Genomic DNA, 20,509 nt, shown 5'->3' with positions numbered 1-20,509 from the left:
CGGCGCTCCTCCGGGTCCTCAGGTCAGACAGTGCGCGAGCGGCTCACCGCGCACCCAGCGGCCCACCTCTTCGGCGGCGATCCGCGCCGCCTTCTCCGCCACCGCCCGCGAGGCCCCGCCCAGGTGCGGGGTGAGCACCACACGGTCGGCGAGCCCCAGCAGCCGGGACTCCGACGGCAGCGGCTCCCGCTCGTAGGTGTCGAGCGCCGCCGCCGACACCCGGCCGCTCTCCAGCGCGTCGCACAGCGCGCCCTCGTCCAGCAGCGGGCCCCGCGCCACGTTCACCACCACCGCGCCGGGCGGCAGCAGTCCCAGCTCCCGGGCGCCGATCAGCCCCCGGGTCCCGGGCGTGAGCCGGGCGTGCAGACTGATCACCCGCGAGCGGTGCAGGAGGTCGTCGAGGGAGGTCAGGCGCAGACCGTGGATCTCACCGCGCACATACGGGTCGTAGACCATCACCCGCGCCCCGAACGCGCAGAGCACCCGCGCGACCCGGCTGCCGACGGCCCCGTACCCCACCAGCCCGACGGGCAGGTCCTCCAGCTCCAGTCCGCTGCGCTCGTACGTGTAGTACGTCGCTCCCTCCCAGCTGCCCCGCCGGACGAGCGGATCGTGGGCCTGGGGGATGCGGCGCAGGGCGGCCAGCATCAGGCCGACGGTGAACTCGGCGGTGGCGGCGGCGTTGCGGCCCGGCGCGAAACACACCCGCACGTCACGCCGCTCGGCCGCCTCCAGGTTGACGTTGACCGGACCGCCCCGGCAGACCACGACCAGTCTCAGATCCGGGCAGGCGGCGAGGACCTTCTCCGTCACCGGCCCCATCTGCGTGACCAGGACCTCCGCCCCGGCCAGCGCCCCGATCATCACGTCCTCGGCGTCACTGGCCTCCCGCACCTCGGCGACCGGCCCGAACGGCTCCAGCGGCCATCCGAGTTCCAGTTCCCTGACGTCCGCCCGCTCCACCTCGTGCCGCACCGCCCGTGTGATCAGCGACGGCAGGACGAAGTGATCTCCGGCGGCCACGACACGCACGCTGTTTCCGTCAGTCATCGCAGGGCATCTCCTGTCTCGGCGTCGAAGACATGGGTGTGCTCGGGGTCGGCGGCGACCCGGACCCGTTCGTCGTGGGCGAGCCGCACCTCGGGGCCGGTGAGGGCGACCAGATGCCGTTCGACTCCGTCCAGGGCGAGGGTCGCCAGGCCCGACTCCAGGAGCGGTTCGTGGGCGACGACCCGGGCGGGCAGGCCGTCCTCGGCGGTGAGTCGGACGTCCTCGGGGCGGATGCCGACCACCACCTCGCGGCCCCGTTCCACCGGCACGGGCAGCGCGAGGCGCACCGCGCCGGAGAGCCGGGCCCGCCCGTCACCGTCGGCGATGCCGGGCAGCAGGGTGATCGCGGGTTCACCGACGAAGTCCGCGACGAACACGTCGGCCGGACTGTCGTAGATCTCGTACGGGGTGCCGAGCTGCCGGATGACGCCGTCGTGCATCACGGCGATCCGGTCGGCCAGGGAGAGGGCCTCCTCCTGGTCGTGGGTGACCAGGATCGTGGTGTGGCCCAAGTCCTTCTGGATACGCTTCAGTTCACGGCGGGTGGTGTCGCGCTGGGCCGCGTCCAGGTGGGAGAGGGGTTCGTCGAGGAGCAGCACGTCGGGCTCGCGGATCAGGGCCCGGGCCAGCGACACGCGCTGCTTCTGGCCGCTGGACAGGCCGGCCGGGCGGGCGTCGAGGAGCCCGGTCAGACCGACCCGCTCGGCGATATCCTTCACCTTGCCGCCGACGTCCCCGCGGTCGGCCCTCTTGCGGGCCTTCAGGCCGAACGCCAGGTTCTCCGCGACCGACAGCGGCGGATACAGCGCGTAGTTCTCGAACGCCACGCCGATGTTCCGCCGCTGTGCGGGCAGTTCGACGACCGACGCCCCACCGACCAGGATGTCCCCGCCGGTGACGGACTCCAGCCCGGCGATCATCCGCAGGATCGTCGACTTGCCGCACCCGGACGGACCGAGCAGCCCGAGCAGTTCCCCGGGCCGGAGGTCCAGGTCGATCCCGCGCACGGCCTCCACCGAGGGCCGCCCCCGGGACCGGTAGGTCTTCCTCAGCTCACGTAACTCCAGTCCCGTCATGGCCGTTCCCTCTCCTCGGCTCGTTCGCCTCCAGGCGCCGAGACACCGGCGGGCCCCCTATGGCTCGCTCACGGGCATCGCGCAGACCTCGTAACGGACCTTGTGCTCGTCCAGATCCCGCAGTGCCTCCGGTGCCGCCCCGCCGTCCACGAGGACCGTGTCGAAGCGGGCCAGCGGGACGACCCGGTGCAGGGCGACCCGGCCGAGCTTGGTGTGGTCGATCAGCAGGACGTTGCGTGCCGCCGCGTCGAGCATCGCCCGCTTCACGGACACGATGTGCTGCTCCTGGTGGTACGCGTAACCCCGGTGCACGGCCGACGTCGACGCGAAGCACACGTCCACCCGGAGCTGCTCGACCGCCTCCACGCACGACACCCCGAGGAACGAGGAGTGCAGCGGGTCGTAGTCACCGCCCAGCGCCATCAGACGGATGCCCCGCTGGTCGGAGAGGAGGTTGATCGCCTCCAGGAAGTTGGTGACGACCGTCAGCGGAGTGACCTCGGCCGTGCGCAGCCGTCTCGCCATCTCCAGGGCGGACGTGGAGTCGTCCAGCAGGATCGCCATCCCGGGCTCCACCATCCGCAGCGCGTGCTCGGCGACGGCGGCCTTCTCGGCCCGCATGCTCTTCAGCCGGTACTGCACGTTCGACTCGAAGACCCCCGAGGGCTGCGCGGTCACCCCGCCCCGGAACTTCCTGACGATGCCCTGCCGTTCGAGCTCGTCGAGGTCCCGGTGGATGGTCATCAGGCTCACCCCGAACCGCTCGGCGAGCTCCGCCGCCGTCGCCGAGCCGTCGGCCAGCACCTGCTCGGCCATGGCGGCCTGCCGTGCCGCGGGCCCCTGCTGTCCACCACCGCTGTTGCTGCTCATGGCTGCGTCTCTATCCGTCGTCCCGGTCGCTCCGGCCGGTCGGCCTCGAACAGCAGCAGGTTCTCAGGCCGGACCACGAGCCGTACCGGATCGTCCGGGCGAAGGCGCGCCGCGTCCGCCCGGGCCGCCACCAGCGACACCCGCTGCCTCCCGGTCCCGAGCCGGACGGTGACCTCCACGGACCGGCCGAGCACCTCGGTGACGTACACCGTCCCGGTCAGTTCGTGGCCCTCGCCGCGCAGGGCGAGGTCCCGGGGCCGCAGACCGACCAGGACGTCCGTGCCGGGCGCGGCCCGCGCGCGCACCGGCAGCTCGGCCCCGCCGTCCGAGCGCACCCCGCTCCGCGTCACCACCCCCGGCAGCAGATTGATCCGGGGCCGGCCGAAGGCCCGCGCGACCTCGGTGTCGAACGGCTGGTACCAGATCTCCTCCCGGGTGCCGGTCTGCACCATCCGGCCCTCCCGGACGACCCCGATCCGGTCGCCGAGGGCGAGCGCCTCGACCGAGTCGTGGGTGACGTAGAGGGTGGTGGTGCGCTGCACGGCCCCGATCGCCTTCAGCTCGGCCCGCATCTGCTGGCGGAGTTTGGCGTCGAGGTGGGAGAGCGGCTCGTCGAGCAGGAAGGCCCGCGCCGGGCGGACCAGCACCCGGCCGAGGGCGACCCGCTGCCGCTGCCCGTTGGACAGCCGGCCCACCGGCCGGTCCAGCAGCCCCGAGATACCCAGCAGTTCGGCTGTCGCGCCGATCCGCTGCCGGGCCTCGGCTGCGGGCAGCCGGTACCGGGGCGAGCGCAGCGGCGAGGCGAGATTGTCGTAGGCCGAGCGGTGCGGGTAGAGGGCGTAGCTCTCGAAGCACATCGCCACACCCCGGTCGTAGGGCTCGACGCCCCGCATGTCCTCGCCGTCGAGCACGACCGTGCCGGAGTCGGGCTGTTCGAGCCCGGCGACGGTTTTCAAGGTCGTGGTCTTGCCCGCGCCCGACGGGCCGAGCAGGCAGAAGAACTCGCCCTCGTAGATGTCCAGGTCGAGCCCGTCAAGCGCGGTGACCGTGCCGTACGTCTTGTGCACTCCTCGTAGTGCGATGGCCGTCTTGTTGGAGTTCACCGGGCCTCCCGGAGGATGCCGTGCGGGCGGGACTTCACTCGTTCGTGTGGGTGTTCTGGCATTCGCAGAGAAGAGCGAATCCCGGGTCCTAGCTTGGTGCCATGACGGCACTCAGCGGAGTCAACGAGGCGGGGCACGCCCGGTATACCTACCGGCTCCGTGTGTTGTCCTCTGCCCGCACTGCACTGTTGGCGGAGTGGGACCGGTGTCGGTGGATCTGGAATGAGTGCATTGCCCGGTCCAAGAAGGCCCACCAGGACGGGGAGAAGTGCGGCCCCGCGATGATGGACAAAATGCTGACCGAGGCCCGCGCTGTCACGCCCTGGTTGGCCGAGGGCTCCAGCGTGCCCCAGCAGCAGCTCATCCGCGACTTTGGCAAGGCCCGTGCCAAGGCGCTCAAGGACTTCAAGGACCGGCTGCCGATGAGGCAGCGGGCAGGGATGCCCAGGTACAAGAAGAAGCGCGAGGCAGACCCGACGCTGAACTACACGCGGCGCGGTTTCCGGCTGAAGGACGGCCGTCTGCACTTGGCCGGGAACATTGTCCTGACGGTGGTGTGGTCGCGGGAGCTGCCCGCCGAGCCGTCCAGTGTGCGGGTGTACCGGGACAACGTCGGCCACTGGTACGCCTCGTTCGTCGTCCCCGCCGTAGTTGAGCAGCTGCCGGAGACCGGTGCGGTGCTTGGTGTCGACTGGGGTGTGAGGGAGACCGCGACCACCACGTCCGACGCTCATGACCTCCCACACGCCGAGCACGGGAAGAAGAGCAGGGAAAGGCTGACCCGGTACGACCGGATGATGGCCCGCCGCAAGCCGAAGAAGGGGCAGGCTGCTTCCAAGGGCTATCGCGAGGCGAAAAAGCTGCGGGTGAAGGCGTACCAGAAAATCGCCCGGCAGCGACAGGACACCGCGCGAAAATGGGCGAAGAAAGTCGTGCGCGATCACGATGCCATCGCCGTGGAGGACTTCCGGCCGAAGTTCCTCGCCAGGACCACCATGGCGCGCAAGGCGGCGGACGGTGCCATCGGCGCCACGAAGCAGGCTCTGATCGAGATGGGCCGCAAGCACGGGCGCGACGTCCGTCTCGTGCACCCCGCGCACACCACCATGGACTGCGCGTCGTGCGGAGCGAGAACCAAGCACGCACTTCCGCTGTCGGAACGTACCTACACCTGCACGGCGTGCGGAGCGGTCTCTCCAAGAGACAAGAACTCCGCTCGTGTGATGCTCATCCGGGCTGGTCTGAACCCGGCTGGTGCCGAGGGCGTAAGACCTCCTGGAGCGCTGCTCCAGGAGGCGGCCTGAGCCAGGAATCTTCCTTAATTTGCGAGGGAGAGCAGTCAAGACTTCACCGCCCCGAACGACAGGCCCCGCACCAGGTACCGCTGGATCGTCAGCGCCAGCAGCAGCGGCGGCACGACGGAGACGAGCGCGGCGGCGGCCGTCAGGTTGTACTTGGGCCGGTCACCGCCGAGGAAGGACAGCGCGCCCACGGTCACCGTCTGGGCCTCGTTGGAGGTGAGGATCAGCGGGAAGACGAAGTTGTTCCAGGCGAAGATGAACGCCAGCAGCGACACGGCCGCGACGCCCGGCTTGACCAGCGGCAGCGCCACCTTGAAGAACGCCTGCTTGCGGGTGTAGCCGTCCAGCAGGGCGGCCTGCTCCAACTCGGGGGTGAGGTCGGCGAAGTACGACCGCATGATCCACACGATCAGCGGCAGCGTCACCAGTTGCAGCACCCACACCATGCCGACGTACGTGTCGAACAGACCGAGCTTCTGGTACAGCACGAACAGCGGGATGATCACGGTGAGTTCGGGCGCGAAGCGGAACGACAGCAGGGTGAACATCAGGTTCTCCGACCCCTTGAACCGCCACCGCGCCGAGGCGTACGCGGCCGGCAGCCCCACCACCAGCGACAGCACCACCGCCCCCACCGACACCACCAGGCTGTTGACGAAGAACCGCACGAACGGGATGCCCCCGCTGTCGCCGAGGACCGTCCGGTAGCCGTCGAGGGTCGGGGAGAAGGAGAAGTAGGTGGAGAAGAGCTGGTCAGCCGGTTTCAGCGACAGGATCACCATCCAGGCGACCGGGAACAGCGCGAAGACGAAGTAGAGGACGAGGGCGGCGTCGCCGAGCCACCCCAGGGCGCGTTTCCTCATGTGGTGACCTCCGCGGCCTTCCGCTGGATCTTCCCCAGGTGCTTCACCAGCGCCATCGCGGCCAGGTACACCACGGCCCACAGCACGATCGTGTAGGAGATCCCGAAGGAGTAGCGCTGGAAGCGGATGGCCTCCAGGTACGCCCGGATCTGCAGGACGACCGTCGAATCGCCCGGCCCGCCCTCGGTCAGGGCGTAGATGATGTCGAACACCTTCAGCGAGTCCATGAACCGGAAGATCACCGCGACCAGCACGTACGGCCACAGCATCGGCAGGGTCAGCCGCCGGAAGGTGTACCACCACCCCGCGCCGTCCACGGCCGCCGCCTCGAACGGGGAGGTGGGCAGCGACCGCAGACCGGCGAGGGCGAGGATCGCCACGAACGGGGTGTAGACCCACACGTCCACGGCGATCGACGACAGGAGGGCACCCGTAGGGGTGTCGGTCCACTGCACCCCGCCCAGCCCGAAGGGCCGCAGCAGGTGGTTCACGACCCCGACGGACGGCTGGAGCATCAGCTTCCAGATGATCGCCGCGATCACCGGGGCGATCATCAACGGCAGGATGAGGATCTTCTCCAGCACCCGGCCCACCAGGGTCGAGCGGTGCAGCAGCAGGGCGACGGCCACCCCGAGCACGGTCTCCGCGAGCGCCGCCCCGACGGCGTACAGCACCGTCACCCACGCGGAGTTCCAGAACGCCTCCTGCGTGAAGACGGTTCGGTAGTTCTCGAACCCCACCATGTCCGGCCGCGGTCTGCTCGCCGAGAAGTCGAACAGCGTGTAGTACAGCCCGAGCCCGAAGGGATAGAGGATCCCGCAGGTGAGCAGCAGGGCCGGGACGATCAGGAGGTACGGGCGCAGCGCGAGCCGCACGGCTAGCCCACCTTGCCGGCGAGGTCGTCCGCCAGCCCGTCCAGTACGGACTTCGCGCCCTGTCCGCCGTAGATCTCCTGGAGGGCCGCGGCCCAGCTGGTCGTCGCGTCGAAGAACTGGGCCTGCGGGGTGAACTGGATCTTCGTCTGGTCGACGACCGTCTCGAAGGTCTCCAGGAAGCCCGGCAGGTGCCGCATCTTGTCCTTGTACGCGGCGTCGTCGGCGACCGATCGGCGCACCGGGTCGATGTGGTGGTGGGTGAGCGCGCTCCTGCGCAGATGCTCCTTGCCCGTCGCCCACTGCAGGAACAGCCAACCCGCGCTCTTCTTCCCGCTCTTGGCGTTCATGCCGAGCGACCAGACCCACATGTTGGTGGCGAGCGAGCCGTCCGGTCCCTTCGGCCCGGGGTGGAAGGCGATCTTCCCGGAGGCGGGGCTCGCGCCCTTCACCGCCTGGAAGTAGGCGGCCGTGTCGGCGTCGAAGAGCATCCCGGCCTTCTTCGCTCCGAGGTCGCTGGAGCACTGGTACCAGGTGTACGAGGTCCAGGACGGCGGCCCGCCCCGCTTCACCATCCGCGCCCAGTCCTCGGTGAAGGCCACCGCCTCGGGGCTGTTCATCGCGGGTGTGAGCTTCCCGCCGTCGACCGTGAAGTCCTTCAGCCCGTTGCGGGCGTACATGGTCATGAAGCCCGGGTGGATGGTCGCCCAGCTCCTGGACCCGCGTACGGCGATTCCGTACATCCCGTCGAAACCGGCGCCCGGCGCCTTCCGCTTGATGGTGCCGGCGAGTTCGGCCAGTTCGTCGAAGGTCTCGGCCGGCTTCAGCCCCAGCTTCCCGAACACCTCGGTGTTGTAGGCGACGACGTTGGTCTCCCAGCCCCACGGCAGGGCGTACTGCCCGCCCCGGCCCAGCGGCGCGCCCGCCTTCAGCGACCACTGGTCGGCCTGGAGCAGGTTCGGGAAGAAGTCCGCCTGGTCCCATTCGGCGCCGGTGGCCGAGGAGTTGCGCATCCAGGGACCGAGGTCCTCCAGCCAGCCCGGCGGTCCGTACTGCCACACCATGTACGCGCCGAGCATGAAGACGTCGTAGGAGGCACGCCCGCTGGACAGGTCCACGGTGAGCTTGTCGAAGTAGTTGTCCTCGGGGAAGACGTCGTACTCGACCTCGATGCCGGTCTTCGCCGTGAACGACTTCAGGTCGGCGATGAGGGCGTCCGTGTAGGGGTGCTTGTTGAGCAGGGCCTTGACGGTGGTGCCCTGCTCCCGCTTCCAGTCGAAGGAACCGGTGACGTCGTCCGCCGCGGACCCGTCGCTCTTGTCGTCGTTCCCGCCGAAACCGGCGCCGCAGGCCGTGAGCAGCGGGGCCGCCGCCGCTGCGGCGGCGAGGGCGAGGAAGCGCCGGCGGTCGTGCACGTGCGTGTCCATCCATACCTCCGCGTGGAGCTGGGGCAACACGTCGAGTCGACTCGTCAACAGAGGGTGGAACGGCCGAAGTTGGGCGTCAATCCCTCGCGCACGGGAAAATATCGGGGCACAGTGAGAAGTTCACAGATCCGGCTGCGACGGTGTGGGAGGTTCCGGATGGTGGACGAGGGCGCGGGCTGGCTGGGCGTCGACCTGGGCACACAGAGCGTCCGCGCGCTGCTCGTCACCGCCGACGGCACGGTCCTCGGCAGCGGCTCCGCCCCGCTGACCGGGCGGCGCGACGGCGTCCGGCACGAGCAGGACCCGCTGCGGTGGTGGGCGGCGCTGTGCACGGCGTCCCGAGCGGCCCTCGCCACCGCGCCCCCGCGCCCGCCGGTCGGCGGCCTCGCGGTGTGCGGCACGTCCGGCACGGTCCTGCTGACGGACCACTCGGGCCGTCCCGTGAGCCCCGCCCTGATGTACGACGACGGGCGGGCGACGGGCGAGGGGGCGCGGGCCCGGCGGGCGGGGCTCGCGGTCCAGGACACCTGGGCGCTGCCGAAGGCGCTGTGGCTGCTGGCCCGGTACGGCGGCACCTCGCTGCGCCTGACGCACCAGCCCGACCTGATCGTCTCCCGGCTCACGGGCGAGTCGCCCCCGGCCGATTCCAGTCATGCCCTGAAGACGGGCTACGACCTGGAGCGCGACCGCTGGCCGGAGGCCGTCCTGGCCGAACTGGGCGTACCCGACAGCGTGTTCCCCGGCGTGGTCCGCCCGGGCACGCTCCTCGGTGAGGTCTGCCCGGCCGCCGCCGACGCCACCGGCATCCCCGCCGGCACCCCGGTGTTCGCTGGGATGACGGACGGCTGCGCGTCCCAGATCGCGTCGGGCGCGCTGCGGCCCGGTTCCTGGAACTCCGTGCTCGGCACCACGCTCGTGCTGAAGGGCGCCGCCCGCGACCCGGTCCGCGACCCCACCGACGTGGTCTACAACCACCGCGCCCCGGACGGCACCTGGCTGCCCGGCGGGGCGTCGAGCGTCGGCGCCGGGGCGCTCGCGGCGCACTTCCCCGAGGCCGACCCGGCCGAGATGGACGGGCCCGCCATGGCGTTCGAACCGTCGGGCGCGCTTGCCTACCCCCTGGTGTCACCGGGGGAGCGGTTCCCGTTCCGTGCGCCGGAGGCGACCGCGTTCGTCCTCGGTGACCCGGCGGGCGGGGCCGACCTGTGGGCCGCGTTGCTCCAGGGCGTCGGCTTCGTCGAACGCCTGTGCCTGGACTACCTCCACCACCTCGGCGCCCCCCTCGACGGCCCGCACACCTTCACGGGCGGCGGCGCCCGCAGCCCGTACTGGAACCAGCTGCGCGCCGACATCCTGGGCCGCCCGGCCCGCGTCCCCGAGCAGACGGAACCGGCCCTGGGCATGGCGGCCCTGGCCGCGTACGGGGCGTCGGGCTCCGATGCGCTCGCGGACGTCGCCGAGCGCATGGTCCGGGTCCGGACCGTCCTGGAACCCCGCCCCGACCGCACGGCCGCCTTCGCCGAGCCCTACGCGCGTCTCGTCGACGCCCTGCGGGAGCGCGGCTGGCTGCCCGCCCCGGTCGCCGCGCACGCGCACCGTCGCCTGAGCCGGGATACTTCCGCATCATGAGTACGACCCTCCTGCTGGTCCGTCACGGACAGACCGTCTGGCACGCCGAGAACCGCTACGCCGGCATCAGCGACATCGACCTCACCGACACCGGCCGCGCCCAGGCCGAGGCCCTGGGCCGGTGGGCCGCCGCCCACCGCGTCGACGCGATCTGGACGTCCCCGCTGTCCCGGGCCGTCGCCACCGCCGAACCCGCCTGCCGCGCCCTCGGCCTCACCGCACAGAGCGAACCCCACCTGCGGGAATGCGACTTCGGTGTGCTCGAAGGCCGTACGCTCGCCGAGTTCGAGGCCGAGGACCCGGAGTGGGCCGCGGCCTACCGGGCCGACCCGGTGGAGCACTCCTTCCCCGGCGCCGAGGACCCCCTGGCCGCCGCGGCCCGCGGAGTGCGCGCCCTGCGGGACGTCGCCGCCGCCCACCCGGGCGAACGCGTCATGGTCGTCGCCCACAACACCCTGCTGCGGCTGGTGCTGTGCACCCTGCTGTCCATCCCGCTGAGCGAGTACCGCAGGGTGCTCCCGCGGTTGCGGAACGCGGCGATCAGCGAACTGCGCATGAACCCCGACGGTCGCGCCGCACTCCTCTCACTCAATGTGCCGTGCGAGGGGGAGGTGCCGTAGCACCCTGGGTGCATGACGCGGATCGACCAGAGGTCCCGGCGCACGGGAAACCCCCGCGAGTCACGTCCTCGCGGGGGTCTCCCTCATTCCGCCTGCCGTGCGTGAAGGGTGAGAAGACGATCACGAGGCAGGACGACTCGGCGACGGGCCGCCGTCAGGGCGCCAGCAGCAGCACATCCGCGCGGGACCTGGCCGCTTCGTAACGCCGTGCCACGTCCTGCCAGTTGACGACCTGCCACATCGCCTCGATGAAGTCCACCTTCTGGTTGCGGTACTGCAGGTAGAAGGCGTGCTCCCAGGCGTCGAAGACGAGGATCGGGGTGGCGCCCTGGCCGACGTTGCCCTGGTGGTCGTAGACCTGCTCCACGATCAGCCGCCCGCTCAGCGGCTCGTAGGCGAGCACGCCCCAGCCGGAACCCTGCGTGGTCGCGGAGGCCTTGGACAACTGCGCCTTGAACTTGGCGAAGGAACCGAACGACTCGGTGATCGCGTCGGCGAGCTCACCCACCCCGTCCTGCGCCAGCGGCTCACCACCGCCGTCCTTCGGACCGGTCATGTTCTGCCAGTAGATGCTGTGCAGGATGTGCCCGGACAGATGGAACGCCAGGTTCTTCTCCAGCCCGTTGACCGACCCCCACGACTCCTTGTCCCGCGCCTCGGCCAGCTGCTCCAGCGTGTCGTTGGCGCCCTTCACATAGGCGGCGTGGTGCTTGTCGTGGTGCAGCTCGATGATCTCGGGGCTGATCACGGGGGCGAGCGCGGAGTAGTCGTAGGGCAGTTCAGGCAGCGTGTAGACGGGCATGCGCGGGATCCCCTCCGGACCTTTATTGCAACTGACTTGCAACTACACGCTAGCAGCAGGAGGGGGCCGGTGGATGCTCCGGGAACACAAAAGGCCCCCGCGTGTCGCGGGGGCCTGGGGTGGCGGTTTCCTACCGCTGGGCGCGAGCCCTCTGCCAGGTGTATCCGATGGCCGCCAGGACCAGGATCATCGCGCCCGTCGAGTACAGCTGCACCCGTGTGTCCGGCTCACGGGCCATCAGGACGAAGATCGCCGCCATGCCGGCCAGGGCGGCCCAGGTCAGCCACGGAAACGCCCACATGCGCACGGCCAGCTTCTCGGGTGCCTCGCGCTCCAGGCGGCGGCGCAGCCGCAGCTGTGACACGGCGATGAAGATCCAGACGGCCAGGATGACCGCGCCGATCATGTTCAGCAGCCAGGGGAAGACGTCGTCCGGCCGCCAGTAGCTCAGCAGCACGCACAGGAAGCCGAAGACGGAGGACGCCAGCACGGCGATCCGCGGCACGCCGTCCGAGACCCGGCCCAGCCCCTTCGGGCCCTGGCCGCGCTCCACCAGCGAGTAGGCGATGCGGGAGGCGCCGTAGATGTTGGCGTTCATCGCGGACAGCAGGGCGACCAGGACGACCACGTTCATCAGCTGGCCGGCGCCGGGGATGCCCAGCTCGTCGAGGGCGGCGACGTACGGGCCCCTCTCCACGACCGCCTCGGAGTCCCACGGCACCAGGGTGACGATGACGGCCATCGAACCGATGTAGAACAGCGCGATGCGCCACATCGCCGTACGGACCGCGCTCGCCACGCCCTTGACGGGGTTCTCCGACTCGGCCGCCGCGATGGTGACCGTCTCCAGGCCCCCGTAGGCGAAGACCGACGCGAGCAGGCCGATCACCAGGCCCTCCCCGCCGTTGGGCAGGAAGTCGGTGAGGTGGCTCGCGCCGGGCGAGTCCGTGCCGGGCAGGACACCGGCGATCGCCAGGACGCCCAGCACCAGGAACAGGGTGATCGCGCCGACCTTCAGCGCGGCGAACCAGAACTCGAACTCGCCGAAGTTCTTCACGGCCGCGAGGTTCGTGCCGCAGAAGACGACCATGAACAGCGCCACCCACGCCCACTCCGGAGTGCCCGGCAGCCAGCCGCTGACGATCTTCGCGGCGCCGATGCCCTCCAGGCCGACGGCCGTGCACAGCAGCACCCAGAAGGACCAGCCGGCGGTGAACCCGGCCCAGGGGCCGATCGCCCGCTCCGCGTGCGCCGAGAACGACCCCGACGACGGATACGCGGCCGACATCTCGCCGAGCATCCGCATCACCAGCATCACGAGGACACCGGAGAGGGCGTAGGCGACCACGATCGACGGACCGGCCGCGGCGATACCGGCGCCGGAGCCGACGAACAGACCGGCTCCGATCACCCCGCCGAGGGCGATCATCGACAGATGGCGCTGTTTCAGGCCGGGGGAGAGGGAGGCGCCGTCCGCGCCGGTCGGCGTCTCCGTGGTGGTGCTGCTGGGCATGGGTGCGGCTCGTCCTGTGGGTGAGGGGCGTACAGAGGCAAAAACGCCGCCAGTCTCGGATGCCTCCCCGCGCCGGCGGAGAGGCATCCCACCATCCGGACACTCGCGTCGCTCTGCGTGCCCGGTCGGTGACCGGACGGCGGAGGCGGCGCTTTGGTGGAAACCTACAGACGCCCCTCGGCCCGGCCCGCGTGGCACACACCATCCCATCACCGTGACCGGCGTCACCCCGTCCTCGGTGTATCCCGCACCCTTTGTTCGAAGTCGACCAACCGCCGGTCCACGCCTTTGTCGAGCGCTGACGGTGATCGGGGCGAGGGCGCTGGGATAGCGTCACCGTGTCCCACCGGCCCTCACTCCGCGGAGTCCCCATGAGCACCGCTGCCGCCACCCCCGCCCGCGCCGGGCAGGTCCTCGCCGACCTGCTCCCCTCCCCCAAGCTCTCGGGGGCGCTCGAGCGGGGCGGTGCCCCCACCCGTGTCCGGGACGCGGCCCTCGTGCTCGGCGGCGCCGCGCTCACCGGCCTCGCCGCCCAGATCTCCGTGCCCGTCCCGGGCTCCCCGGTGCCGGTGACCGGCCAGACCTTCGCCGCGCTGCTCGTCGGCACCTCCCTCGGCGCCGGCCGCGGCTTCCTCGCGCTGGCGCTGTACGCCCTCGCGGGCATCGCCGGTGTGCCGTGGTTCGCCGGTGCCTCCTCCGGAGTCGCCCCCTCCTTCGGCTACATCCTCGGCATGATCCTCGCCGCCACCGTCGTCGGCGCCCTGGCCCGTCGCGGTGCCGACCGCTCGATGCTGCGCATGGCGGGCGCGATGCTGGTGGGCGAGGCGATCATCTACGCCATCGGCGTGCCCTACCTGGCCCTCGCCACCGGCATGTCCGCCACCGCCGCCATCGCGGCCGGCCTCACGCCGTTCCTGATCGGCGACGCGCTGAAGGCGGCGCTGGCGATGGGTGCGCTCCCGACGGCCTGGAAGTTCGCGAACAAGCGCTGAACCCGCAGGCGTTGCGCCGAGGCCCGCCGGGGGCATGACGCCCCCCGGCGGGCCTCTTGGCGTCAACCGGGCCGACCGGGGCCGAATCAGCCCTCCTGTACCCCCGGCCGCCGCCGCTGCGACCACCACATTCCGGCCACGCCCGCCGTGAGCAACGAGGCACCGGCCGCGCCCAGCGGCAGCAGATCACGGGCCGGACCCGTCTTCGGCAGCTCCTTGCGGCCCGGGCCCGCCGGTCCGTTGTCGGTGCCGAGCAGCAGCGGCGTGGCCGGTGCGTCGGGCGACGGGTTGCTCGTGCCGAACGGCACCGGGCCCTGCTGCCAGAAGGTCTTCTTCCCGTCGCTCGTCTGCACGGGCAGACAGATCTTCCCGGTCTTGCCGAGGTCGAACGTCGCATCCACGGCGTACGACTTCGACTCACCGGCCGCGAGATTGTCGATCGGGCATGCGAATCCGCTGTTCGAGCCCTCCGGAAGTCCGTTCTCCGGTATCGCCGAACACCCCTCGACGCCCTTGACGACCAGTCCGTCGAATCCGACGACCAGCAGTCTGATCTTCCCGCTGTCCTTGCTCCCCTCGTTCTTCACCGTGGCGGTAATCGCCGTCTTTTCCGACCCGTTGTCGACCGAGATCCTCCCGGGCAGCAGCGTGGTGAGCCTCACGCCGGCCGGTGCCTCGTCGACCACCTTTCCCCCTTTTCCGCTCGGCGGTCCGTCGTCCTTCGCGCCGGCCGGGCCGGAAAGGATCATCACCGCCGAGAAAGATGCCATGACCAGCGATCCCGCGATCGCCGTCGTATGACGAGAACTCATGTTCGGTCCCCCCTTGCGTCCCCCTGGGCTGCACCCGAATTCGCAGCAATGAAAGAGGTACCACAAGATTTCGCCGCACTATCCTGGTGCGGCGCGAAGTGTGACCGTTGTGTTTCACTGGAGTCGGTCGCGGCGTCGTGGAGGGGGTGCAGCGGATTGCCGGAAAATGCGAACAGCGGCGGTGTTCCAGGGATATTGGTGACGGGACGCTATCGGTTGGTCGAAAGTATCGGCCAGGGGGGAATGGGGCGGGTGTGGCGAGCCGCCGACGAAATACTCGACCGGCAGGTCGCCGTCAAGGAAATGCGGATCGACGGTCTCGACGCGGAGGACAGCAGGACCCGCCGCGAACGCACCCTGCGCGAGGCCCGGGCCACGGCCCGCATCGACCACCCCAACGTCGTACGCGTCTACGACGTGGTGGACGAGGGCGAACGCCTCTGGATCGTCATGGAGTTGGTGGCGGGCCGCTCCCTCGAACGGATCCTCGCGGAAACGGGCCCCCTGAGCCCCGGCGAGACGGCCCGCATCGGCCTCGGTCTGGTCGCGGCACTACGGCAGGTGCATGAACGGGGCGTACTGCACCGTGACATCAAGCCCGGCAACGTGCTCGTGGAACACGCGGACGGGTCGGCCGGATCCACACGCGGCAACGGCAACGGTTCCGGCCACGGACGGCGGGTCGTCCTCACGGACTTCGGCATCGCCGCGATCCAGGACACCAAGGCGCTCACGATGGTCGGCATGCTGGTCGGCTCGCCCGACTACATGGCCCCCGAGCGCATCTCGGGCCGCCCACAGGGCCCGCCGTCCGACATCTGGTCCCTCGGCGCGACCCTCTGTGCGGCCCTGGGCGGCCGCTCCCCGTTCTCCCGCGACACGACGCTCGAGACCCTGCACGCGGTCCTGTACGAGGAGCCCGAACTCCCCACCGACGCAGGCCCGTTGCTGGACATCCTGACCGCCCTGCTGGCCAAGGAACCGTCGGTTCGCCCGGACCTGGAAATGCTGGAGACGGCGCTGGAACCGGTGGCGTATCCGGCAGCGACACCCACGGTGGCGGTGGGGCCGCGGGACTCGATACCGGAGCCGGAGCCCGCCCCCGGTCCGCACACCACCCTCGGGGGACAACAGCCGGGCCCGGCACCGCGGTCGCAACCTCTCCCCGCATCCCCACGGGAGTCACCCACCCCCGGCCGCCTCCCCGCTCCCCGCCCCACGACCCCCGGGGACCCCAGCCGCCCCGCCCCCGGCCCGTACCCGCACCCCCACTGCGCACCCACCGCACCCACCACCCCCACTGAATCCGCGAGGGCCCGGACGGCGGCGGCCCACTCCGAGAGCCGACCCGGTCCCACCCACCGCCCGGGCCGCGTCTCCCTCACCCGGGCACAGGCGGAGACCGAGCACCGCCCCCACCCGGCGCCCGTGCCGATGCCGCCGGGTGAACTCCCCGGACCGGCCGTCCCGGCCACACCCCGCCCCGGCGCGGGCCGTCGCCGCGTTGTGCTCACCGCCGCGGCGGTGAGCCTCGCCACCGCCGGCACCGTCGTGGGCATCCTGCCGGCGACATCGCCCAACTCACCCGGCGATGACGACACACCCCGCGCGGGCTCCTCGGCCTCCGCACCGGCCACCACCGGCGGCACCACCGCCTCGCCCACCGTCGAGGGCACCACCAGGCCGCGGACCCTGCCGCCCGGCACGCACCGGGAGGCCGGCGGTTTCGCCTGGGCGACACCCGCGGGCTGGCGGCGGGACGTGAAGACGGGGGCGGAGGTGCACTACACCTCCCCGGACGGCTCCCAGGAACTCGTGGGCAAGTCCTCCCTGGCCCGGGGTGACCTGCTGGAGACCTGGCAGACCTCGGAGCGCAACGCCCACCAGGGCCAGGACTACCGCAAGATCCGTCTGGAGGAGACGACGTTCCGAGGCCACCCGGCGGTGGTCTGGGAGTACACGTTCACGCTGGAGGGCGTCCACTGGCACGCCCGTCTGCTCGGCTTCAACGTGACCGGCACGTCGTACCAGGTCAACACCTGGTACGAGGAGGGGATCGAGCAGGAGGCGCGCGACACCTACGAGAAGGTCAAGGACAGTTTCACGGTGTTGTAGGCACACGGAAGAGGGCCCGTGGTGTGTGCCGCCGCCCGGCAGCACACACCACGGGCCCCGTTCACGACGAACGGTGGGCGGCCGGAGGATCAGCCGGCCGAGACCTCGCTCCGCTCCGCGTCCCGCACCTGCGGGGCGTCGGCGGCGGACCGGCCGCCACCGGCCTTCTGCCGGACGACGGCGATGACCAGCACCACCGCCGCGACGAGCAGCGACAGCAGGATGGTCCGGCGCCCGTCGTGCTCGGTGTCGGTGAGCATGTAGCCCAGGACGAACACGATCAGCGCGGCGGTCGCCCACGTCAGATACGGGTACAGCCACATCTTCACGACGAGCTTCTCGGGCGCCTCGGCTTTGATGATCTTCCGCATGCGCAGCTGGGAGAAGCAGATCACCAGCCACACGAACAGGGCGACCGCGCCGCTGGAGTTCACCAGGAACAGGAAGACGGAGTCCGGGAACTTGTAGTTGAAGAAGACCGCGACGAAGCCGAAGGCGACGGACGCGAGGATCGCCGTGCGCGGCACGCCGTTGGAGGTCGTGCGGGCGAAGGCCTTCGGCGCGTCACCGCGCCGGCCGAGGGAGAAGGCCATGCGGGAGGCCGTGTAGAGGCCGGAGTTGAGGCAGGACAGCACCGAGGTCAGCACGATGAAGTTCATGATCTGACCGGCGTGCGCGATCCCCAGGGAGTCGAGCGCGGCCACGTAGGAGCCGTCCTCGGTGATGGACTTGCTGTCCCACGGCAGCAGGCACACGACCACGGCGATCGAGCCGAGGTAGAACACCGCTACACGCCAGATGATGCTGTTGGTGGCCTTGGTGACGGCCTGCCGAGGGTTCTCGGACTCACCGGCGGCCAGGGTGGCGATCTCACTGCCCATGAAGGAGAAGACGACGAGCAGCACACCCGTGAGGATGGCGCCGGCCCCGTGGGGCAGGAAGCCGCCGTGCCCGGTGAGGTTGCCCAGCCCGGCCTGCTCGCTGTCCACACCGGGCAGCAGCCCGAAGACGGCCAGTCCGCCGATGACGATGAACGCGGCGATGGCGACGACCTTGATGCCGGCGAACCAGAACTCGAACTCGCCGTAGGAGCCGACGGAGACCAGGTTGGTGGCGGTCAGCACCAGCATCACGATCAGGGCCCAGCCCCACTGCGGCACGGCCGGTATCCAGCTTTCCAGGATCACCGCACCGGCGGTCGCCTCCACGGCGAGCACGACCACCCAGAAGAACCAGTACAGCCAGCCGATGGAGAACCCGGCCCACGGACCGAGCGCCCGGTCGGCGTGCGCGGAGAAGGAACCCGAGGTCGGGTTGGCGGCCGACATCTCACCGAGCATCCGCATCACCAGCACCACGAGCGTGCCGACGAGGGCGTACGACAGCAGGATGCCGGGCCCGGCGGTGGCGATACCGGAGCTGGACCCCACGAAGAGTCCGGCGCCGATCACACCGCCGATGGCGATCATCGAAAGATGCCGGTTCTTGAGCCCGGCCTGCAGCCCGGAGCCCTCGGCTCCGGGTTCTCCAGGCCCTCCGGGGTCGTTTCCGGTCTTGTTCAGAGTCGGCTGCGAGGTCATGGAACGGATTTCCTTTGCGCCGGGGAGCTGTACTTCCGTACGAAACGCACGAGCCGCACGAACGGGGTGTTTCGCGGCATCACGGTGTACGGGGTGCTCGTGCGAGCGATGTACGAACTGGTCCAGTGAATCGAAGGCAAAGGATGATGAGAACCTCGAATACCAGATTTTTACCTGAGGTTGTCCTGAGTTTCAGTAACGTGATTCACCATGGCCGCCGGTTTTCCGGAGCGCCACCCCGCGCGCTTTCCCCGAAGCGCCCGTGTCACACTCGTCCCATGCGCGTGTACCTCGGCTCGGACCATGCGGGCTACGAACTCAAGAACCACCTCGTCGAGTGGCTGAAGGAGGCGGGCCACGACCCCGTCGACTGCGGCCCGCACATCTACGACGCCCAGGACGACTACCCGCCCTTCTGCCTCCGGGCGGCGGAGCGCACGGCCGCGGACCCCGACGCCCTCGGCGTCGTCATCGGCGGCTCGGGCAACGGTGAGCAGATCGCCGCGAACAAGGTCAAGGGCGTCCGCGCGGCCCTCGCCTGGAGCGAGGAGACGGCGGCCCTGGGCCGCCAGCACAACAACGCGAACGTCGTCGCGGTGGGCGCGCGCATGCACGCGCAGGACGAGGCGACGAAGTTCGTGGAGATCTTCCTCGGCACCCCGTTCTCCAGTGACGAACGTCATATCCGCCGCATCGACATGCTGTCGGCCTACGAGACGACCGGCGACCTGCCCCCGATCCCCCCGCACCACCCGCAGCAGTAGGTCCCCTGGGCCAGTGCGCTGACGGACGGACTCGGGCAGCCCCGTGGAGCGGCTGCCCGATCCGGCGTGGGGCTGCCCGAGCGCGGTCGCAGCCCGAGTGCCGGGGCGGCTCAGACGCAACCCCGCGGGACGCGGAGGCGAACCCCCGAGGGGGAGGGGCCTGCGCACCGCGGGCGGCTCGCCGCCTGCCCAACCGCCCAACCGCCCGACAGGGTTCACCGAACGGCTGGGGCAAGGGCGACGACCGCAAGGAGAACCGTGCCGGAAGGCCACACGATCCACCGCCTGGCGCAGGACTACGGCGCCGCCTTCCTCGGCACGAAACCCCGGGCAACCAGCCCCCAGGGCAAGTTCACGGCCGCCACCGCCCTCCTCACCGGCACGGAACTCACCCACACGGAAGCCCACGGCAAACACCTCTTCCTCGGCTTCCGCGACACGAGCTGGATCCACATCCACCTCGGTCTCTTCGGCAAGGTCACCTTCGGCCCGGCCCCCGCGCCGCCGCCCACCGACACCGTCCGCCTCCGCCTGGCGAACGACACCGCCTACGTGGACCTCCGGGGCCCCACCACGTGCGCCCTCATCACACCCCCGGAGAAGCAGGCGATACACGACCGGCTGGGCCCCGACCCCCTCCGCGACGACGCCGACCCGGACAGCGCGTTCCGCCGCATCTCCCGCAGCCGTACGACGATCGCCGCCCTCCTCATGGACCAGAAGGTCATCGCCGGCGTCGGAAACGTCTACCGCGCGGAGGTCCTCTTCCGGCACCGCGTCGACCCCTACCGTCCCGGCAAGGACATCACCCCCGCCGAGTGGCACGCGATGTGGACCGACCTCGTCGACCTCATGCGCGAAGGCGTCCGCAACAACCGCATCGACACCGTCCGCCCGGAGCACACTCCGGAGGCGATGGGCCGCCCGCCCCGCGTGGACGACCACGGCGGCGAGGTGTACGTCTACCGCAGGGCCGACCTGCCCTGCCACATCTGTGGCGGCGAGATCCGCACCGCCGATCTCGCCGCCCGCAACCTCTTCTGGTGCCCGGCCTGCCAACGCCCCTGAGACCACCAGGGATTCAGAACCCGTGCGGCAGCCACGGCACCGTGCCCGTCCC

General features: G+C 70.6%; 18 protein-coding genes. 7 read left to right on the top strand and 11 right to left on the bottom strand.

The annotated features are described in order from the left end of the window. Positions 1-18: 18 nt before the first annotated feature. The 4 genes from ABTX62_RS20390 to ABTX62_RS20375 are packed head-to-tail and all read right to left on the bottom strand — an operon-like array spanning position 19 to position 4,099. Positions 19-1,050, bottom strand: coding sequence for a 2-hydroxyacid dehydrogenase (locus ABTX62_RS20390; protein ID WP_352117472.1), 1,032 nt, complete (start codon positions 1,048-1,050; stop codon positions 19-21). Then, complete coding sequence (locus ABTX62_RS20385) at positions 1,047-2,126, bottom strand: ABC transporter ATP-binding protein (RefSeq protein WP_352117471.1); 1,080 nt, start codon at positions 2,124-2,126, stop codon at positions 1,047-1,049. The genes ABTX62_RS20390 and ABTX62_RS20385 overlap by 4 nt, the downstream gene beginning before the upstream one ends. A 57-nt stretch (positions 2,127-2,183) precedes the next feature. Further along, positions 2,184-2,996, bottom strand: coding sequence for a DeoR/GlpR family DNA-binding transcription regulator (locus tag ABTX62_RS20380; RefSeq protein WP_352117470.1), 813 nt, complete (start codon positions 2,994-2,996; stop codon positions 2,184-2,186). Further along, positions 2,993-4,099, bottom strand: coding sequence for an ABC transporter ATP-binding protein (locus ABTX62_RS20375; RefSeq protein WP_352117469.1), 1,107 nt, complete (start codon positions 4,097-4,099; stop codon positions 2,993-2,995). The genes ABTX62_RS20380 and ABTX62_RS20375 overlap by 4 nt, the downstream gene beginning before the upstream one ends. Before the next feature lie 101 nt (positions 4,100-4,200). Here ABTX62_RS20375 and ABTX62_RS20370 point away from each other — a divergent pair, with 101 nt between their 5' ends. Next, positions 4,201-5,403, top strand: a complete 1,203-nt coding sequence (locus ABTX62_RS20370) for an RNA-guided endonuclease InsQ/TnpB family protein (RefSeq protein WP_352117468.1) — start codon at positions 4,201-4,203, stop codon at positions 5,401-5,403. Positions 5,404-5,438: 35 nt separating this feature from the next. On the opposite strand, the gene ABTX62_RS20365 is transcribed toward ABTX62_RS20370, so the two are convergent. The 3 genes from ABTX62_RS20365 to ABTX62_RS20355 are packed head-to-tail and all read right to left on the bottom strand — an operon-like array spanning position 5,439 to position 8,562. Beyond that, positions 5,439-6,263, bottom strand: coding sequence for a carbohydrate ABC transporter permease (locus ABTX62_RS20365; protein WP_352117467.1), 825 nt, complete (start codon positions 6,261-6,263; stop codon positions 5,439-5,441). Continuing rightward, positions 6,260-7,138 carry a carbohydrate ABC transporter permease gene (locus tag ABTX62_RS20360; RefSeq protein ID WP_352117466.1) on the bottom strand — a complete coding sequence of 293 codons (879 nt, stop codon included), beginning with the start codon at positions 7,136-7,138 and terminating at the stop codon, positions 6,260-6,262. Before ABTX62_RS20360 ends, ABTX62_RS20365 begins: the two co-directional genes overlap by 4 nt. Before the next feature lie 2 nt (positions 7,139-7,140). Next, the gene (locus ABTX62_RS20355) at positions 7,141-8,562 is read right to left on the bottom strand and encodes an ABC transporter substrate-binding protein (protein ID WP_352117465.1); all 1,422 of its coding nucleotides are present in this window, start codon (positions 8,560-8,562) and stop codon (positions 7,141-7,143) included. A 156-nt stretch (positions 8,563-8,718) separates the two neighbouring features. On the opposite strand from ABTX62_RS20355, the gene ABTX62_RS20350 reads away from it, so the two are divergent. Then, the gene (locus tag ABTX62_RS20350) at positions 8,719-10,191 is read left to right on the top strand and encodes an FGGY-family carbohydrate kinase (RefSeq protein WP_352117464.1); all 1,473 of its coding nucleotides are present in this window, start codon (positions 8,719-8,721) and stop codon (positions 10,189-10,191) included. Then, positions 10,188-10,811, top strand: a complete 624-nt coding sequence (locus tag ABTX62_RS20345; protein ID WP_352117463.1) for a histidine phosphatase family protein — start codon at positions 10,188-10,190, stop codon at positions 10,809-10,811. Before ABTX62_RS20350 ends, ABTX62_RS20345 begins: the two co-directional genes overlap by 4 nt. A 154-nt stretch (positions 10,812-10,965) precedes the next feature. Here the strand turns inward: ABTX62_RS20345 and ABTX62_RS20340 are convergent, their stop codons facing one another. Both ABTX62_RS20340 and ABTX62_RS20335 read right to left on the bottom strand, forming a co-directional pair. Beyond that, positions 10,966-11,613 carry a superoxide dismutase gene (locus tag ABTX62_RS20340; protein ID WP_352117462.1) on the bottom strand — a complete coding sequence of 216 codons (648 nt, stop codon included), beginning with the start codon at positions 11,611-11,613 and terminating at the stop codon, positions 10,966-10,968. A gap of 130 nt (positions 11,614-11,743) precedes the next feature. Beyond that, positions 11,744-13,126, bottom strand: a complete 1,383-nt coding sequence (locus ABTX62_RS20335) for an amino acid permease (protein WP_352117461.1) — start codon at positions 13,124-13,126, stop codon at positions 11,744-11,746. Between the two features lie 371 nt (positions 13,127-13,497). Between ABTX62_RS20335 and ABTX62_RS20330 the strand changes: the two genes are divergently transcribed. Then, the gene (locus ABTX62_RS20330; RefSeq protein ID WP_352117460.1) at positions 13,498-14,118 is read left to right on the top strand and encodes a biotin transporter BioY; all 621 of its coding nucleotides are present in this window, start codon (positions 13,498-13,500) and stop codon (positions 14,116-14,118) included. An 86-nt stretch (positions 14,119-14,204) separates the two neighbouring features. Here ABTX62_RS20330 and ABTX62_RS20325 read toward each other — a convergent pair whose 3' ends face one another. Then, positions 14,205-14,930 carry a hypothetical protein gene (locus ABTX62_RS20325; RefSeq protein ID WP_352117459.1) on the bottom strand — a complete coding sequence of 242 codons (726 nt, stop codon included), beginning with the start codon at positions 14,928-14,930 and terminating at the stop codon, positions 14,205-14,207. Positions 14,931-15,173: 243 nt separating this feature from the next. On the opposite strand from ABTX62_RS20325, the gene ABTX62_RS20320 reads away from it, so the two are divergent. Continuing rightward, on the top strand, positions 15,174-17,045 hold the full coding sequence (locus tag ABTX62_RS20320; protein ID WP_502997985.1) for a serine/threonine-protein kinase: 1,872 nt from the start codon (positions 15,174-15,176) through the stop codon (positions 17,043-17,045). An 89-nt stretch (positions 17,046-17,134) separates the two neighbouring features. Here the strand turns inward: ABTX62_RS20320 and ABTX62_RS20315 are convergent, their stop codons facing one another. Beyond that, positions 17,135-18,625 (bottom strand): amino acid permease, encoded by a 1,491-nt coding sequence (locus ABTX62_RS20315; RefSeq protein WP_352117457.1) that lies wholly within the window; start codon positions 18,623-18,625, stop codon positions 17,135-17,137. Between the two features lie 278 nt (positions 18,626-18,903). Between ABTX62_RS20315 and ABTX62_RS20310 the strand changes: the two genes are divergently transcribed. After that, positions 18,904-19,389 carry a ribose-5-phosphate isomerase gene (locus ABTX62_RS20310; RefSeq protein ID WP_352117456.1) on the top strand — a complete coding sequence of 162 codons (486 nt, stop codon included), beginning with the start codon at positions 18,904-18,906 and terminating at the stop codon, positions 19,387-19,389. Between the two features lie 258 nt (positions 19,390-19,647). Then, complete coding sequence (locus ABTX62_RS20305) at positions 19,648-20,457, top strand: Fpg/Nei family DNA glycosylase (RefSeq protein WP_352117455.1); 810 nt, start codon at positions 19,648-19,650, stop codon at positions 20,455-20,457. Positions 20,458-20,509 lie beyond the last annotated feature (52 nt).

Origin of the sequence: Streptomyces sp. NPDC096046 (assembly GCF_040303285.1) — a bacterium.
Classification (GTDB): domain Bacteria; phylum Actinomycetota; class Actinomycetes; order Streptomycetales; family Streptomycetaceae; genus Streptomyces.
The sequence above is the reverse complement of the archived record's forward strand: the minus strand, read 5'-3'. Positions and strand labels throughout refer to the sequence as shown.

Coding starts and splice junctions, on each gene's coding strand:
- ABTX62_RS20370 (WP_352117468.1), top strand. CDS start 4,201: ATGACGGCACTCAGCGGAGTCAACGAGGCGGGGCACGCCCGGTATACC.
- ABTX62_RS20325 (WP_352117459.1), bottom strand. CDS start 14,930: ATGAGTTCTCGTCATACGACGGCGATCGCGGGATCGCTGGTCATGGCA.
- ABTX62_RS20365 (WP_352117467.1), bottom strand. CDS start 6,263: ATGAGGAAACGCGCCCTGGGGTGGCTCGGCGACGCCGCCCTCGTCCTC.
- ABTX62_RS20385 (WP_352117471.1), bottom strand. CDS start 2,126: ATGACGGGACTGGAGTTACGTGAGCTGAGGAAGACCTACCGGTCCCGG.
- ABTX62_RS20330 (WP_352117460.1), top strand. CDS start 13,498: ATGAGCACCGCTGCCGCCACCCCCGCCCGCGCCGGGCAGGTCCTCGCC.
- ABTX62_RS20340 (WP_352117462.1), bottom strand. CDS start 11,613: ATGCCCGTCTACACGCTGCCTGAACTGCCCTACGACTACTCCGCGCTC.
- ABTX62_RS20350 (WP_352117464.1), top strand. CDS start 8,719: ATGGTGGACGAGGGCGCGGGCTGGCTGGGCGTCGACCTGGGCACACAG.
- ABTX62_RS20335 (WP_352117461.1), bottom strand. CDS start 13,126: ATGCCCAGCAGCACCACCACGGAGACGCCGACCGGCGCGGACGGCGCC.
- ABTX62_RS20380 (WP_352117470.1), bottom strand. CDS start 2,996: ATGAGCAGCAACAGCGGTGGTGGACAGCAGGGGCCCGCGGCACGGCAG.
- ABTX62_RS20310 (WP_352117456.1), top strand. CDS start 18,904: ATGCGCGTGTACCTCGGCTCGGACCATGCGGGCTACGAACTCAAGAAC.
- ABTX62_RS20345 (WP_352117463.1), top strand. CDS start 10,188: ATGAGTACGACCCTCCTGCTGGTCCGTCACGGACAGACCGTCTGGCAC.
- ABTX62_RS20355 (WP_352117465.1), bottom strand. CDS start 8,562: ATGGACACGCACGTGCACGACCGCCGGCGCTTCCTCGCCCTCGCCGCC.
- ABTX62_RS20320 (WP_502997985.1), top strand. CDS start 15,174: ATGGGGCGGGTGTGGCGAGCCGCCGACGAAATACTCGACCGGCAGGTC.
- ABTX62_RS20315 (WP_352117457.1), bottom strand. CDS start 18,625: ATGACCTCGCAGCCGACTCTGAACAAGACCGGAAACGACCCCGGAGGG.
- ABTX62_RS20390 (WP_352117472.1), bottom strand. CDS start 1,050: ATGACTGACGGAAACAGCGTGCGTGTCGTGGCCGCCGGAGATCACTTC.